The sequence below is a fragment of the Luteococcus sanguinis genome, assembly GCF_039527675.1.
GTDB lineage: Bacteria > Actinomycetota > Actinomycetes > Propionibacteriales > Propionibacteriaceae > Luteococcus > Luteococcus sanguinis.
Window position 1 is genome coordinate 19,833 of the sequence record NZ_BAAAKI010000016.1, and the last position, 12,102, is coordinate 31,934.

The 12,102-nt window shown below is 68.7% G+C and carries 10 protein-coding genes; 4 read left to right on the forward strand and 6 right to left on the reverse strand.

What is annotated here, in order from left to right:
• Positions 1–64: 64 nt before the first annotated feature.
• Both ABD089_RS11140 and ABD089_RS11145 read left to right on the forward strand, forming a co-directional pair.
• Positions 65–781: a glycoside hydrolase family 32 protein gene (locus ABD089_RS11140; RefSeq protein ID WP_343886477.1), complete on the forward strand. Its 717-nt coding sequence runs from the start codon at positions 65–67 to the stop codon at positions 779–781.
• The gene (locus ABD089_RS11145; protein ID WP_343886478.1) at positions 781–2,286 is read left to right on the forward strand and encodes a GH32 C-terminal domain-containing protein; all 1,506 of its coding nucleotides are present in this window, start codon (positions 781–783) and stop codon (positions 2,284–2,286) included. The genes ABD089_RS11140 and ABD089_RS11145 overlap by 1 nt, the downstream gene beginning before the upstream one ends.
• Before the next feature lie 13 nt (positions 2,287–2,299).
• Here ABD089_RS11145 and ABD089_RS11150 read toward each other — a convergent pair whose 3' ends face one another.
• Entirely contained in the window at positions 2,300–4,546 is a 2,247-nt protein-coding gene (locus tag ABD089_RS11150) for a 6-phosphofructokinase (protein ID WP_343886480.1), read from the reverse strand.
• Positions 4,547–4,885: 339 nt separating this feature from the next.
• Here ABD089_RS11150 and ABD089_RS11155 point away from each other — a divergent pair, with 339 nt between their 5' ends.
• Entirely contained in the window at positions 4,886–5,788 is a 903-nt protein-coding gene (locus ABD089_RS11155; RefSeq protein ID WP_343886481.1) for an ATP-grasp fold amidoligase family protein, read from the forward strand.
• Here ABD089_RS11155 and ABD089_RS11160 read toward each other — a convergent pair.
• The gene (locus ABD089_RS11160) at positions 5,785–7,650 is read right to left on the reverse strand and encodes a Na+/H+ antiporter (protein WP_343886482.1); all 1,866 of its coding nucleotides are present in this window, start codon (positions 7,648–7,650) and stop codon (positions 5,785–5,787) included. The genes ABD089_RS11155 and ABD089_RS11160 overlap by 4 nt on opposite strands.
• A gap of 253 nt (positions 7,651–7,903) precedes the next feature.
• Between ABD089_RS11160 and ABD089_RS11165 the strand changes: the two genes are divergently transcribed.
• Positions 7,904–8,617 (forward strand): PadR family transcriptional regulator, encoded by a 714-nt coding sequence (locus ABD089_RS11165; RefSeq protein WP_343886483.1) that lies wholly within the window; start codon positions 7,904–7,906, stop codon positions 8,615–8,617.
• A gap of 61 nt (positions 8,618–8,678) precedes the next feature.
• On the opposite strand, the gene ABD089_RS11170 is transcribed toward ABD089_RS11165, so the two are convergent.
• The 4 genes from ABD089_RS11170 to ABD089_RS11185 all read right to left on the reverse strand — a co-directional run bounded on the left by ABD089_RS11170 (position 8,679) and on the right by ABD089_RS11185 (position 12,086).
• Positions 8,679–10,055 (reverse strand): type III PLP-dependent enzyme domain-containing protein, encoded by a 1,377-nt coding sequence (locus ABD089_RS11170; RefSeq protein WP_343886484.1) that lies wholly within the window; start codon positions 10,053–10,055, stop codon positions 8,679–8,681.
• Between the two features lie 98 nt (positions 10,056–10,153).
• On the reverse strand, positions 10,154–10,837 hold the full coding sequence (locus ABD089_RS11175; protein ID WP_343886485.1) for a DUF3618 domain-containing protein: 684 nt from the start codon (positions 10,835–10,837) through the stop codon (positions 10,154–10,156).
• Positions 10,834–11,301, reverse strand: a complete 468-nt coding sequence (locus ABD089_RS11180; protein ID WP_343886486.1) for a phage holin family protein — start codon at positions 11,299–11,301, stop codon at positions 10,834–10,836. Before ABD089_RS11180 ends, ABD089_RS11175 begins: the two co-directional genes overlap by 4 nt.
• A complete protein-coding gene (locus tag ABD089_RS11185; RefSeq protein WP_343886487.1) occupies positions 11,301–12,086 on the reverse strand; it encodes a hypothetical protein in 786 nt (261 codons plus the stop codon). The genes ABD089_RS11180 and ABD089_RS11185 overlap by 1 nt, the downstream gene beginning before the upstream one ends.
• Positions 12,087–12,102 lie beyond the last annotated feature (16 nt).

Below are 12,102 nucleotides of genomic sequence, written 5' to 3' on the forward strand. Positions count from 1 at the left end.
CCACCCAGTTCGTGCGTCTGGGCCAGTGCGCGCCTGAAACCCCAGGGGGTGGGTTTTCGAGAAGGTGGCCGCTTGCCGCTTCCCCCCGATCACCTGCTGGCATAGCGTTCCGTCAACTCCACGCAATGTCGCGAACCCTGCCGCAGACCCCTACCGGCCGAGCTACCACTACACGTCCACCGAGAACTTCATGAACGACCCGAATGGGTTGATCCACAAGGACGGCACCTACCACCTCTTCTACCAGTACAACCCCTATGGGGCGACGTCCGGGAACGGCTCCTGGGGCCATGCCACCAGCACCGACCTCGTGCACTGGGCCCGGCACCCGGTCGCCATCTCCACCGACGAGAATGAGGACGTCTGGTCGGGCAGCGTCGTCTTCGACAAGATCAACAGCTCCGGCCTGGGAACCACCGACAACCCGCCGCTGGTCGCGGTCTACACCAGCGCCCACAAGGCATCGGGCACGCAGCGCCAAGCCTTGGCCTACTCCCTGGACAACGGCGAGACCTGGGTGAAGTACGCCAACAACCCCGTGCTGGACGCGGGCCTGAAGGACTTCCGCGACCCGAAGGTGTGGTGGGACGCTTCCACCAGCCGCTGGCTGATGGTGGTGGCCAAGTCCGTCGACCACAAGATCGCGATCTACTCCTCGTCCGACCTCAAGGGCTGGACCCACGAATCCGACTTCGGCCCCGCTGGCGTGACCTCCTCGGTCTGGGAATGCCCCGACCTGTTCCAGCTCACCGATCCCACACCGGCACGACCAAGTGGGTGATGAGCCTGTCGGTCGCCGGGCGAACCGCCTACTTCGTCGGCGACTTCGACGGCCACACCTTCACCTCACCGGATGCCGCCACCTACACCCCGCCCGCGGGAACCGTGCTGCAGGGCTTCGAGTCCACGTCCCATGGCGACTGGACGACGACCGGGACGGCCTTCGGCTCGGGTCCGGTGGTTCCCGGCGCGGACGTCACGGGCGTGCAGGGCAGCCGAATCGTCGACAGCTTCGGCAGCTCGGACGCCGACACCGGCACCCTCACGTCCCCCGCCTTCACCGTCGACCAGAAGTACCTCGACTTCCTGATCGCGGGTGGCAACCATCCGCACGTCCCCGACGGACAGACCGCAGCCCCCGCCGGGACGGTCTTCGCCGACTTCGAGGGCGCGACCTTCGGCGACGGCTGGGCCGCCAGCGGCGACTTCGCCGGCGCCACCCCGACGACGTCCAACCTGGCCGGCCAGCTGGGGTCCAAGGTGCTCGACACCTGCATCGGGGCCTGCGACCCCGCCACCGGCACCATCTGGTCACCCGACTTCACGATCGACTCCGCGTACATCAACTTCCTCGTCGCGGGCGGCAACCACGCCTGGGGTGGCGACGCCCCGACGGCGGTGAACCTCCGCACCGCCACCGGGAACAACGGCGTCTGGTTGGACTGGGTCTCGTGGAGCCTGGCCGACCTGCAGGGCAAGCAGGCGCAGGTGCAGCTCGTCGACAGCGCGACCGGTGACTGGGGCCACCTGCTGGCCGACCACTTCATGCTGGCCGCCAAGCCGGCGCTGGGCGTGATGAAGCGGGCCCGTTTCCTCGACCACGGCAACGACTTCTACGCAGCCGTCAGCTACAACGACGCTCCCGACGGCAAGCGGATCGTCTTCGGCTGGATGGGCAACTGGGACTACCAGAACGCCACCCCGACGAACACCTGGCGAGGTGAGCAGTCGTTGCCCCGCGAGCTGTCGCTGAAGATGGTGAACGGACGAGAGACGGTCACCAGTGCACCCGTTCCCCAGCTGAACAAGCTGCTCGGCAAGAGTTCGGTCCGCCTGCGGCCCGGCAAGGGTTCCGTTGCGGTGACCTCCGGGGTGAAGAAGGTGGACGTCTTTGGCACCGCCCTGCGGGTGCAGGTGACGATCGATCCCGGTTCTTCGTCCAGCACCGGCGTGGACGTCCGGGTCAGCGGGGGCGAGCGGACGCGCGTCGGCTACGACGCCGCGAGCCGCGAGGTCTTCATCGACCGGACCAAGTCGGGTGCCAGCGATTTCGACCCCCGCTTCGCCGCCCGGCACTCGGCACCACTGGAGGTTGGCAGCTCGCCGGTGACCCTGGACGTGTGGGTCGACAGCTCGTCGGTCGAGGTCTTCGCGCAGGGCGGGCAGGTGGCGCTGACCGACCTGATCTACCCCTCGCTCGGCTCGACGGGGGTCCAGCTCTTCGCCGAGGGAGGCACCTCCCAGGTGAAGTCGCTGGTGGTGACCCCGGTGAAGGCAGCCAGCTGACGGGCTGTCGAACTCAGGCCTTCTCGAACAGGGCCGGGTCGTCGCTGACCGAGCGGTTCACGTCGATCAGCTGGAGCCACCACTGCTCCAGCGGACGACGGAACTCCGGGTCCATGTGCTCCATCATGTGGTTCAGCGGCGACTGTTCGACCTTGGCGCCCTGCAGGCCGAGGTACCAGCCGTGTGCCCGTCCCTGCGCGAACTCCTCGTCCACCAGGTTCAGCGCGCGCGACACCAGCCGCGTGGCCAGCAGCCGGTCGAAGGGGGAGGGTGAGCCGCCCTGCTGGACGTGTCCCAGGATCGCCTGGCGCACGTCGAACAGCTCCTTGCCCTCCTCCTCCAGCAGCCGGGTGATGAAGTCGGTGGTGTAGTGCTCGGATGCGCGCTCGTTGCGCACCGCCAGGAAGAGACGACGTCCCTGCCGGAAGGACTCACACAGCGCGTCCACGTCGTGGCTCAGCTCGGCCAGCCGGATGCCCTCCTCGTGCAGGTACACCCGCTCGGCGCCGCTGGCCAGGCCGCCCATCAGCGCCAGGTAGCCGCAATAGCGGCCCATCGTCTCCACCACGAAGGCGCGCTTGGACGCCGAACCGGACAGCTTGATCCGGTCGATCGCCTCGACGATCACGTTCAGCGCGGTGTCGGTGCCGATCGCCAGCTCCGAGCCGGGCAGGTTGTTGTCGATGCTGGCGGGGATGCACACGATCGGGATCTTGAAGGCCGGGTAGCGGTCGCGCTCGGAGTACAGCAGGTAGGCCGCCTGATAGGCATTCCAGCCGCCGATCACGATCAGCGCGTCCACATTGGCCTGCTCCAGCGAGCGGCTGATCGGATACAGCTGCTCCAGCGGCGGGATCGTCCGCCGCGTCCCCAGCTCGGCGCCGCCGTCGGCGGTCCAGCCCTCGACGTCCTCCCAGGTCAGCTCGGAGATGTTGCCGTCCCGAAGGCCGGGGAAGCCGCCGTTGATCCCGAGCATGGTGTGACCGCGGGCAATGCCCAACCGGACCGCGGCCCGGGCAGCGGTGTTCATCCCCGGCGCGAGCCCTCCGGCGTGCACGATCGCGACTCGCTTGGCGTCGGAGGCGACGTCGACCTGGCTCGGTTCGGCCATCTCGTGGAAGATCTGGTCCATCTCGGTGAAGGAGCCGCCGCGCAGCTCCATCGCCCCGCCGAAGTCACCGGCGGCGATCCGCTCGGGCACCTCGCGAGTGTGACGAATCGCCTCCATCAGGTCGGTGGGCACCACCCGGTTTCCCCGGATGGCCATCACATTGCCGGGGCTCTCGGGGGTGACCGCGAGTACCTCCTTGACGGCCTCGTGCCCCAGCCACGTGGACGCCCACCGGTCGTAGGCGCTCGGCGAACCACCGCGCTGGACGTGGCCCAGGATCGTCACCCGGGCGTCCTCGTGCAGCTTCTCCTCGAGGGTGCTGCGGACATACTCGGCCGAGATTGGGTTGCCGGAGCGGTCCTGCGCACCCTCGGCCACCAGGACGATCGACTCGCGGCGCCCGGCATCGCGGCCGCGCTTCAGCTCGGCGCACATCTTGTCCTCCCAGCCGTCGGCTGGGGGGTTCTCGGGAATCAGGACGTAGTCACAGCCACCCGCAATGGCCGCCATCAGCGCCAGGTAGCCGCAGTGGCGTCCCATCACCTCGACCACGAAGGAGCGCTGGTGACTGGCGGCGGTGCTCGCCAGGTCATCGATCGCGGAGACGATCCGGTGCAAGGCGGTGTCCGCGCCGATCGTCATGTCGGAGCCGACCAGGTCGTTGTCGATGGAGCCCACCAAGCCGGCGATCATCAGCGCCGGGTGCGCGTCCGCCTGCTCCTGGGTGATCCGGCCGGTGATCAGCAGCTCGGCCAACAGGCCGTCCCACTCCTGCCGGAAGAGGTCCAGGCCCGAGAGTGAACCGTCGCCGCCGATTACGACCAGCCGGTCGATGCCGTGCTCGACGAGGTTCGCAGCAGCCTTCAGCCGTCCTTCACGCTCCCGGAATTCCTTGGAGCGGAAGGTGCCGATGATCGTCCCGCCGCGGTGCAGGATCGAGCCGACATCGTCCCAGCCGAACTGCTTGATGCCGTCGCCGCCGTCGATCATGCCCTGGTATCCCTCGTAGATCGCATAGGGCTCGGCGCCCAGCGTCAGGGCCGTGCGGACGACCGAACGCACCGCCGCATTCATGCCCTGCGCATCACCACCGCTGGTCAGGATGCCGATCTTCATCTTCGCGGGCGCGGGCGTCTGCTGCTGGGTCATGAGCTCCATTCTGGTGGCAGTGCTCGATGGACCGGGCACCGGGGACGGACTTTTCGCCGGGAGTTCACGCGCTGGTGAGGTATCCCTGGGCGGTTGTGAGGTGCTGCTGGTTCTCACCCATGGGCCGTCCTACGCTCGAGGTGGCTGCTTCTTTCCTGGTCCTCGCGCCCGGCATGCCCAAGCAGAGCTGAGGATGGGGCGAAAACTGAGAATGCCTGCCAGCTCCGGTGGATAGTGTGACTTTCCGGTGGCGGGGGCCACCGGGACAGGGGACCAATCATGTTCAAGCGCTCCGCAGCACCGCAGCGGGGGTCAAACGCGCCAGCCCGTCAGGGGTGGGTGGATCTCAGCACCAGCCTGACCCGGCCCCTGCGTGACGGGCTTCGTCCCCTGCACCGCCGCATTGCTGGCAGCCTGCCGCTGTACTGGCGCCGGCAATACCTGTTCACGGCCGCCATGGGGCGTCCGGGTAACTTCACCCACCCAAAGACCTTCTCCGAGAAGGTCAACTGGCGCATCATCAACGACCGTCGCCCCGAACTGGTCGCGACCTGCGACAAGCTGGCGATGAAGGAGATGGCCCGCGCGAAGGTTTCGGATGTGGCTCGGCTGCGGATTCCGGAGACGTGGTGGGTGGGGACTGATGTCGAGCAGATCCCGGACGAACTGCTGGCCCGCGAGGCGATCCTGAAGCCGAACGACGGCAGTGGTGACGTGGTCTTCCTGCCCGCCAGCCGCGAAGAGCTGCGGGAGAAGACCGTCGGCTGGCTCACCGGTGAACAGCACGAGCGGCTGGGGGAGTGGGGCTATTCGGCCGCGCAGCATGTGATGCTGCTGGAGGAGAAGATCCCCTTCGACGCCGACCTGCCCGACTACAAGTTCTGCGTCTTCGACGGCCGGGTGAAGCTCTTGGAGATCCACACCGACCGCTTCACCGACCACCGCTGCACCTACTTCGACGAGCGCTTCACGCGGTTGGACGTGGCGTCCACCTATCTCCCGTCCAAGCCACAGATCGAGCGTCCGGAACTGTTGGACGAGATGTACGCGCTCGCCGCCGAACTCGGCGCCGGCTGGGACTTCGTCCGGGTCGACTTCTACGTCGCGGACGGGCAGGTCTGGTTCGGCGAGTTCTCCCCCTACCCCGGTGGTGGGGTGAGCCGCTTCGTCCCGGGCAGTTTCGATCGCTGGCTGGGAGACCAGTGGAGGTTGCCATCGCCGCCCGGGGTGCAGCCGGTCTAGGCGCCGCCGTCCAACAACCCGTCCAGGTAGCACCAACGCCAGGACTCACCGGGCTCGATCGAGCGCATGGTCGGGTGGCCGGTCTGCTCGAAGTGACGCGTCGCGTGCATGCCGACCGAGGAGTCACAACAACCCACGTGGCCGCAGGACAGGCACATGCGCAGGTGGACGGGCCGGGTGCCCTCGGCCGTGCACTCGGGGCAGTCCAGGCTGGTGGGTGCGACCTGGAGAGGCGATTCGGCCAGGTGCTCGCACGGTGAGTTCGGTAGTTGTGGACGCAGTGGCGCCGAGCGCACCTCCTCGTTGACGCGCGTGTAGGGCTGCAGGGAGGCCTCCTCCACGTCCAGCCCCATCAGCAACCCGGACAGCACTTCGGCCTCGGTGTGGCCGCTGTCGCGCAGCTTGAGCAGCTTGTTGCGCTCGGCCTCGATGGACACCTGCCGCAGCCGTCGGTAGGTCTCCGAGGGCGTCTCGACGTCGTCCTCCGGACGGCCGAGGCGCTCCCAGATGGCATTGAGACGACGGTTGGTGAGCGACTCGATCCGCTGGACGATCTCCTCGTCCCCAGGGTTGGCGGCGGCCCTCATCGCTGCACTTCCGGCGGTGACGGCGTGGGCGTAGGCGGTTGCCTCCTGCAAGGTGTCCTCGCGCGGGTCCGGGCCGTAGACCCCGGCGTGGCGGGCCAGCATCGGCAGCGTCAGCCCCTGGATCAACAGCGTCCCGACAGTGACCACCAGCGCGATCAGGATCAGGATCGGACGGTAGGGGGTGTCGGACGGCAGGGTCAGCGCGGCGGCCAGGGTGACCACGCCGCGCATCCCGGCCCAGGACTGGACCAGGGCCTCGCGCCAGGGCGTGCTCGCCTCGCGCGGGCCGATGTGGACGAGGACTCGCGTCGCGAAGATCCACAGCACGCGCAACACCATCACCGCGACCAGCGTCGCCACGCAGGCGGCCAGCACCCGTCCGCCCGCAAGGCCGACGGCGGCCGCATCCTCGAGGATGGTGCGCGCCTGCAGGCCGATCAGCAGGAAGACCGAGTTCTCCAGGAGGTAGGAGATGGTGCGCCAGTTGATCCGCTGCGCCAGCCGGGTCTCGCCGGTCTGGATCCGCGCGGACCTGTGGCCGAGCACCAGACCCGCGACGACGACCGCAAGCACACCGGAGCCCTGCAGTTCCTCGGAGGGTACAAAGGCCAGGAAGGGCGTCATCAGGCTGAGGGCGGTGGACGTCGTCGCGTCCGGGACATACCGGTAGACGATCGAGACCAGCTTCGCGACCGCCAGGCCGACCAGGATCGCGACGGCCACCGCGCGCAGGAAGTCGGCCGCGACACCGCCGAAGGAGACCGACCCGACCATGGCGGCGGTGGCGGTGTTCAGGGCCACCAGCGCTGTCGCGTCGTTGACCAGGCTCTCTCCCTCGAGCACGGAGACCACGCGGCGCGGTAGTCCGATCGAGCGGGCGACCGCGGTGGCGGCCACCGCGTCGGGCGGGGCAACGACGGCGCCGAGGGCGAAGGCGGGCGCCCACGCCACGTCCAGCATCTCGTGCACGACCACACCCACCCCCAGCGCGGTGAAGATCACCAACCCGATCGAGAGCCAGCCGATGGTGCTTGCGTCGCGGCGGAAGTCGACCAGTGAGGTGTTGATGGCGGACGCGTACAGCAGCGGCGGCAGCGCCCCAACCAGGATCAGCTCCGGCGAAAGGTTGGGTAGGTGGACGAACGGCAGGAAGCTGCCGACGATGCCGACGAGCATCAGGCCGAGTGACTCGTTCAGCTCGAACCGGCGACACAGTGTGGTGACGGCCAGTACGACCGCCAAGAAGGCGGCGATCCCGAGAACCAGATGCTCCATGGCTGGTGATTGTGTCAGAGCCCCTTCGCATCAGCGGACCCCTCTCATGCCCGCCGAACATCCACCTGCCAGTTGTCGCCAGGGTCCGTCCCAGCGGTGAAGTTGCATCGCAGGATCCATGGAGATACTATTTCGATATAACGACAACGGGTCGTTGACGAAGAGCCGGCGGTGGGCACCCCCAAGAGGTGCTCCGGACAGATCCGTCGAGCTCACCCACCACAGCCCCACGAGGGCACACAAGGAGAACACCATGAACGAGTTCAACGAGAACTTCGAAGGCCTCCGTCGCGGCCACCATCACCACCACCGTGGCCCCGAGGGTCATGGCCAAGGCCGCGGACGCGGTCCCCGCCCCTTCCCGGACGACCAGAACGGCCCCGAGGGCTTCGGCCCCCAGGGTGGACACCACCACGGTCCTGCCAATGGTCCCGATGACGCCTTCATGTTCGGCGGGGGACGCGGCCGTGGTCGCGGACCCTGGGGCGAGGGTGGTCCCGGCCGTCGCGGCGGCGGGCGTGGCCCGGGCCGCGGTCGCAAGGGCGACGTCCGCAACGCCATCCTGGCGCTGCTCAAGGACCAGGAGCTGAACGGCTACGGCATGATCAGCGCCATCAGCGAGAAGACCGACGGGCTGTGGAGCCCGTCCGCTGGATCGATCTACCCCGCTCTGGGGCTGCTCGAGGACGAGGGCCTGATCGAGCCCGCCGAGGCCTCCGGCAAGAAGGTCTACCGCCTCACCGAGGCCGGCCGCACGCACGTCGACGAGCACGCCGACGCGCTGGCCAACCCCTGGGAGAAGGTGGCCCAGCCGCACCAGGGCTTCCTGGACGTGCGCAGCGACATGCACCAGCTCGGCATGGCCGTGCAGCAGGTCGTCGTCGCCGGTGACCAGGACCAGCTCCAGAAGGTGAAGGCCATCCTGGAGTCGGCCCGCAAGGACGTCTACCGCCTGCTGGCTGAGTGACGTGAGTTGAACCGGGGTTGGTTTGCACCGACAGCGGTGCAAACCAACCCCGCTTCGCGGTCTAGAGGGCGTCGATGGGATCCAACCGGATCTCGTCGGCGCCCTTCGTCGCGTCCAGCACCACATTGCGCGCGAGCGGGATCTGGTGCGAGGCGCTCTCCAGGATGTGCATGAAGTAGCCCGCCGTGTTCGGGATCGCGACGACGTCGCCCACGGCCACTCCGGACGGGAAGTCGAAGGGACGCGCGAACAGCAGTTCCGCCTCGATGCAGTAGGCGCCCACCAGGTAGGCGCCGGTCATGGGCGGCGACGCCGGACGCGCGGACGAGGGCCGGACCAGCACCGGGTCGACCAGGTAGTCGTCCGAGGTGGTGCGGCACTGGGTCCGGTTCATCTCCAGCCCGACGATCGGCAGCCCGTCGCTGGTCTCCTTGCGGAAGGCCACCCGGGCCAGGGTCATGCCACAGCCGTCCAGCACGGAGCGTCCCGGTTCGCAGCGCAGTTCCAGCCCGCGGCTGGCGATGTCGTCCGCGGCCTCGGCAAGCACCCGGGCGAGCCACCCACCGCGCACCGGCGCCTGGTGGTAGGGGTAGACCTGCTGCAGCTCGCGGCCCCGCCAGGTCACCGGGTCGCGCCAGAAGGCGTCCCACTGGGAGCCGTCGTCCAGGTAGCTCATCGGGATGCCGCCGCCCATGTCGACGAAGTGCGGGGCCCAACCGCGGGTGCGCAACTGGTCGACCAGCGCCACGGCCTGCCGGATGCCGGCGACCCGGTCGGCGGCCGCGTAGCCGTGCAGGTGGAAGTGCACTCCCTCGATGCGCAGGAAGCGAAGCTCGGGCATCCAGCCCAGCCACAACGCCGCGGCCTCACCGAATCGGGTCGGGGCGATGACGTTCCCCTCACCATTGCTGCCCTCGATGCTGATCCGCAGCGCGACCCGGGGGGCGGTATCCCCATGCAATGACGACTCGGCGGCAAGTTCGAGCAGCCGGTCGCCCTCGTCCAGGTTGTCCAGGGCCAGCGGGACATCGCGCTCCAGGCACAGCCGCAGCAGGGAGTCCGGCTTCACGGCGGCGGTGACGATGACGTCGTCGGGGTGGACGCCGCGATCCAACACCTGGCGCAGCTCACGCTCGGAGCCGACGTCGATGCCCAGCCCCAGTCGGTTCGCCTCGTCCACGATCGACAGCGCCTTGTTCGCCTTGCGGGCCACGAAGACCCGGAAGGCGACGCCTGCCTCACGGGCGGCAGCCGTCAACTCGTCCGCATTGCGCTGCAGCGGGGACGGGTTGATCACGTTCACCGGCGAGCCGTACTCCTCCAACAGGGCGGCGCAGCGGTCAGCGTCGGCCAGCAAGTCGTCCATCCATGGCTCGCGGCGGGCGGTCAGGGGACGCACCCCGGTACACATCGGCGCGGCGTGCTGCTGGGTCGTCATGGGTCCATCCTCGCGGCTCGTTCGTGGGGGCACCAGACAGGGAACGGCCCCGGCGGCACATGCCACCGGGGCCCAACACCAGTCATCCTGCGACTGCGTTAGTTCTTCTGGACGTTGTCCTTGGCCTGGTTGGCCTGGTCCTTGACCTCGTCCTTGGCGGACTGCGCGGTCTCCTGGACGTCCTGCGCGGCGAACCGGGCCTCGTCCTTGACGTTGTCAGCAGCGCCGGTGGCCGCGTCCTTGACCTGGTTCAGGGCGTCGGTGGCGGGCTGCTGCAGCGAGCCGGCCGCATCCTTGGCGACGTCCTTGGCCTGGTCGATGACCGGGGCGGCCTGCTCCTTCACCTTGCCGGCGGCGCGCTTCTCGGCGTCGCTGGCCGGCATCAGGCCACCCACGAGGGCACCCAGACCGAAGGCCACCAGACCGGCGGCCAGCGGGTTGCCGCGGGTGTTGCGACGCACCTGGCGCGGTGCGTCGGCGACATTCTGGCGAACACCGTCGACGGCGTCGGTGGCGCGGCCACGGGCGTCGTCCACGGCACCTGTCGCACGGTCATGCACGTCGCCCACCACGCCATTGTCGTAGTAGTCGTCGTCGCTGCCGAAGACCTTCTCCTTCACCTGTCCGACCTTGTCGGAGACGGTTTCCTTGGCCTTGTCGACCTGCGCCTGCGCGATGTTCCTGGGGTTCGCGGTATCGGCCAGGGCGTTGACGTCGTCGCTCAGGCTGGCGCGGGTGCGCTCAATGTCCTGGCGGATCTTCTCGGGATCGTTCGTGGTCATCGGTTCATCTCCTCATTGCCCTTGAGGGCATCCGGAATCTTCTTGACGGTCTCGGTGGTGCGCGGGGCCCCTTCCAGGGCCTGCAGCTCTGACTTGCCGCGCGAGGCGAGAATGGCCGCGACGATCCCCCACAAAATGGCGAGGATCAGGCCCGACCAGCCCAGCGCGGGGTGGTCGTGGGTGCCGATCCAGATCGCGATCGTCCACCACAGGGCCAAGGACGCGAAGGTCAGCGCCAGGTGCGCCATGATGCCCGCTCCGGCGAGCATCCCCGCGCCGGAGCCAGCCTTCTTGGCCTCGGTACGGAGCTCGGCCCTCGCGAGGTCGAGCTCCTGGTGCATCAGCGTCGAGAAGTTCGCGCTGAGGTCGGAGACGATCTCGCCGATCGAGCGCTCGTCCTCGACCAGCCCATGGCGCGTCGAGCTCGACGATGCGGTCGGCTCGGGGGTGTGGGCGCCGGTCATCAGATGATTCCCGGGTTGGTGCGGGTGTCCGGGTGCAGGATGTCGGCGTTCAGGTCGGCGTTGCCGAGACCGGTGTCGACGGGCTGGATGCCGGTGGTGCGCGGCGTGGCCGAAGGCGTACCAGTCTGCGGGTAGCCGGTCGGCTGGACGTAGCCGGTGGGTTCGCCCAGGACGTTGTCGCGGTACTGGGTGGTGCCGGTGTACTGAGTGGTGCCGGTCCGGTACTGGAGGGCCTCGGCGCGCTGGTTCTCGTCCGCGATCACCTCACGGGTGCCACGGGCCAGGCGTCCGGCCAGCAGACCAGCGCCGGCGGCGACGGCCAGGAAGGTTCCGGGACGCCGGGCGGCGAAGCGACGCACCTCGACGAGGATGTCGTCAGGCTCCGCGTTTTCGAGCCAGGACGCGAGGCGGTCGCCGCGCTGGGCCAGATCACCGGCGAATTCGGCGACGGGGCCGCTGGTGGATTGCCCGCTGGTCATCTTTCCGAGCTCGTCGGTCAGGCCCTTGAGGGTGCTGGCGAGGGCGCCCTGGCCCTCACGGGTGCGGCCTCGGACCTCGCCCAGCGTGGTGTCGATGAGACCGCGCACCTGCTCGCGGGCCTCGCCCACGACCTGAGTGGCCTCCTGCTTGGCCGTGTCGGCAACCTGCGAGGCCGCGGAGACGGCGGTGTCCTTGACCTCGGCCGCCTGGCCCTTGGCCTCGCGACCGAGCTGGCCAGCCTCCTGCTTCGCCTGGTCGGTCCTGCTGTTGGAGGACCCCGGGGTGGTGTTCTGGAAGTCTGTCATGCCTCCTGTCTAACTG

Bases quoted from the DNA above. Each gene is read 5' to 3' on its own strand.
- ABD089_RS11180 (WP_343886486.1), bottom strand. From the start codon at position 11,301: ATGACCGGCGCCCACACCCCCGAGCCGACCGCATCGTCGAGCTCGACG.
- ABD089_RS11185 (WP_343886487.1), bottom strand. From the start codon at position 12,086: ATGACAGACTTCCAGAACACCACCCCGGGGTCCTCCAACAGCAGGACC.
- ABD089_RS11170 (WP_343886484.1), bottom strand. From the start codon at position 10,055: ATGACGACCCAGCAGCACGCCGCGCCGATGTGTACCGGGGTGCGTCCC.
- ABD089_RS11145 (WP_343886478.1), top strand. From the start codon at position 781: ATGAGCCTGTCGGTCGCCGGGCGAACCGCCTACTTCGTCGGCGACTTC.
- ABD089_RS11160 (WP_343886482.1), bottom strand. From the start codon at position 7,650: ATGGAGCATCTGGTTCTCGGGATCGCCGCCTTCTTGGCGGTCGTACTG.
- ABD089_RS11150 (WP_343886480.1), bottom strand. From the start codon at position 4,546: ATGACCCAGCAGCAGACGCCCGCGCCCGCGAAGATGAAGATCGGCATC.
- ABD089_RS11165 (WP_343886483.1), top strand. From the start codon at position 7,904: ATGAACGAGTTCAACGAGAACTTCGAAGGCCTCCGTCGCGGCCACCAT.
- ABD089_RS11175 (WP_343886485.1), bottom strand. From the start codon at position 10,837: ATGACCACGAACGATCCCGAGAAGATCCGCCAGGACATTGAGCGCACC.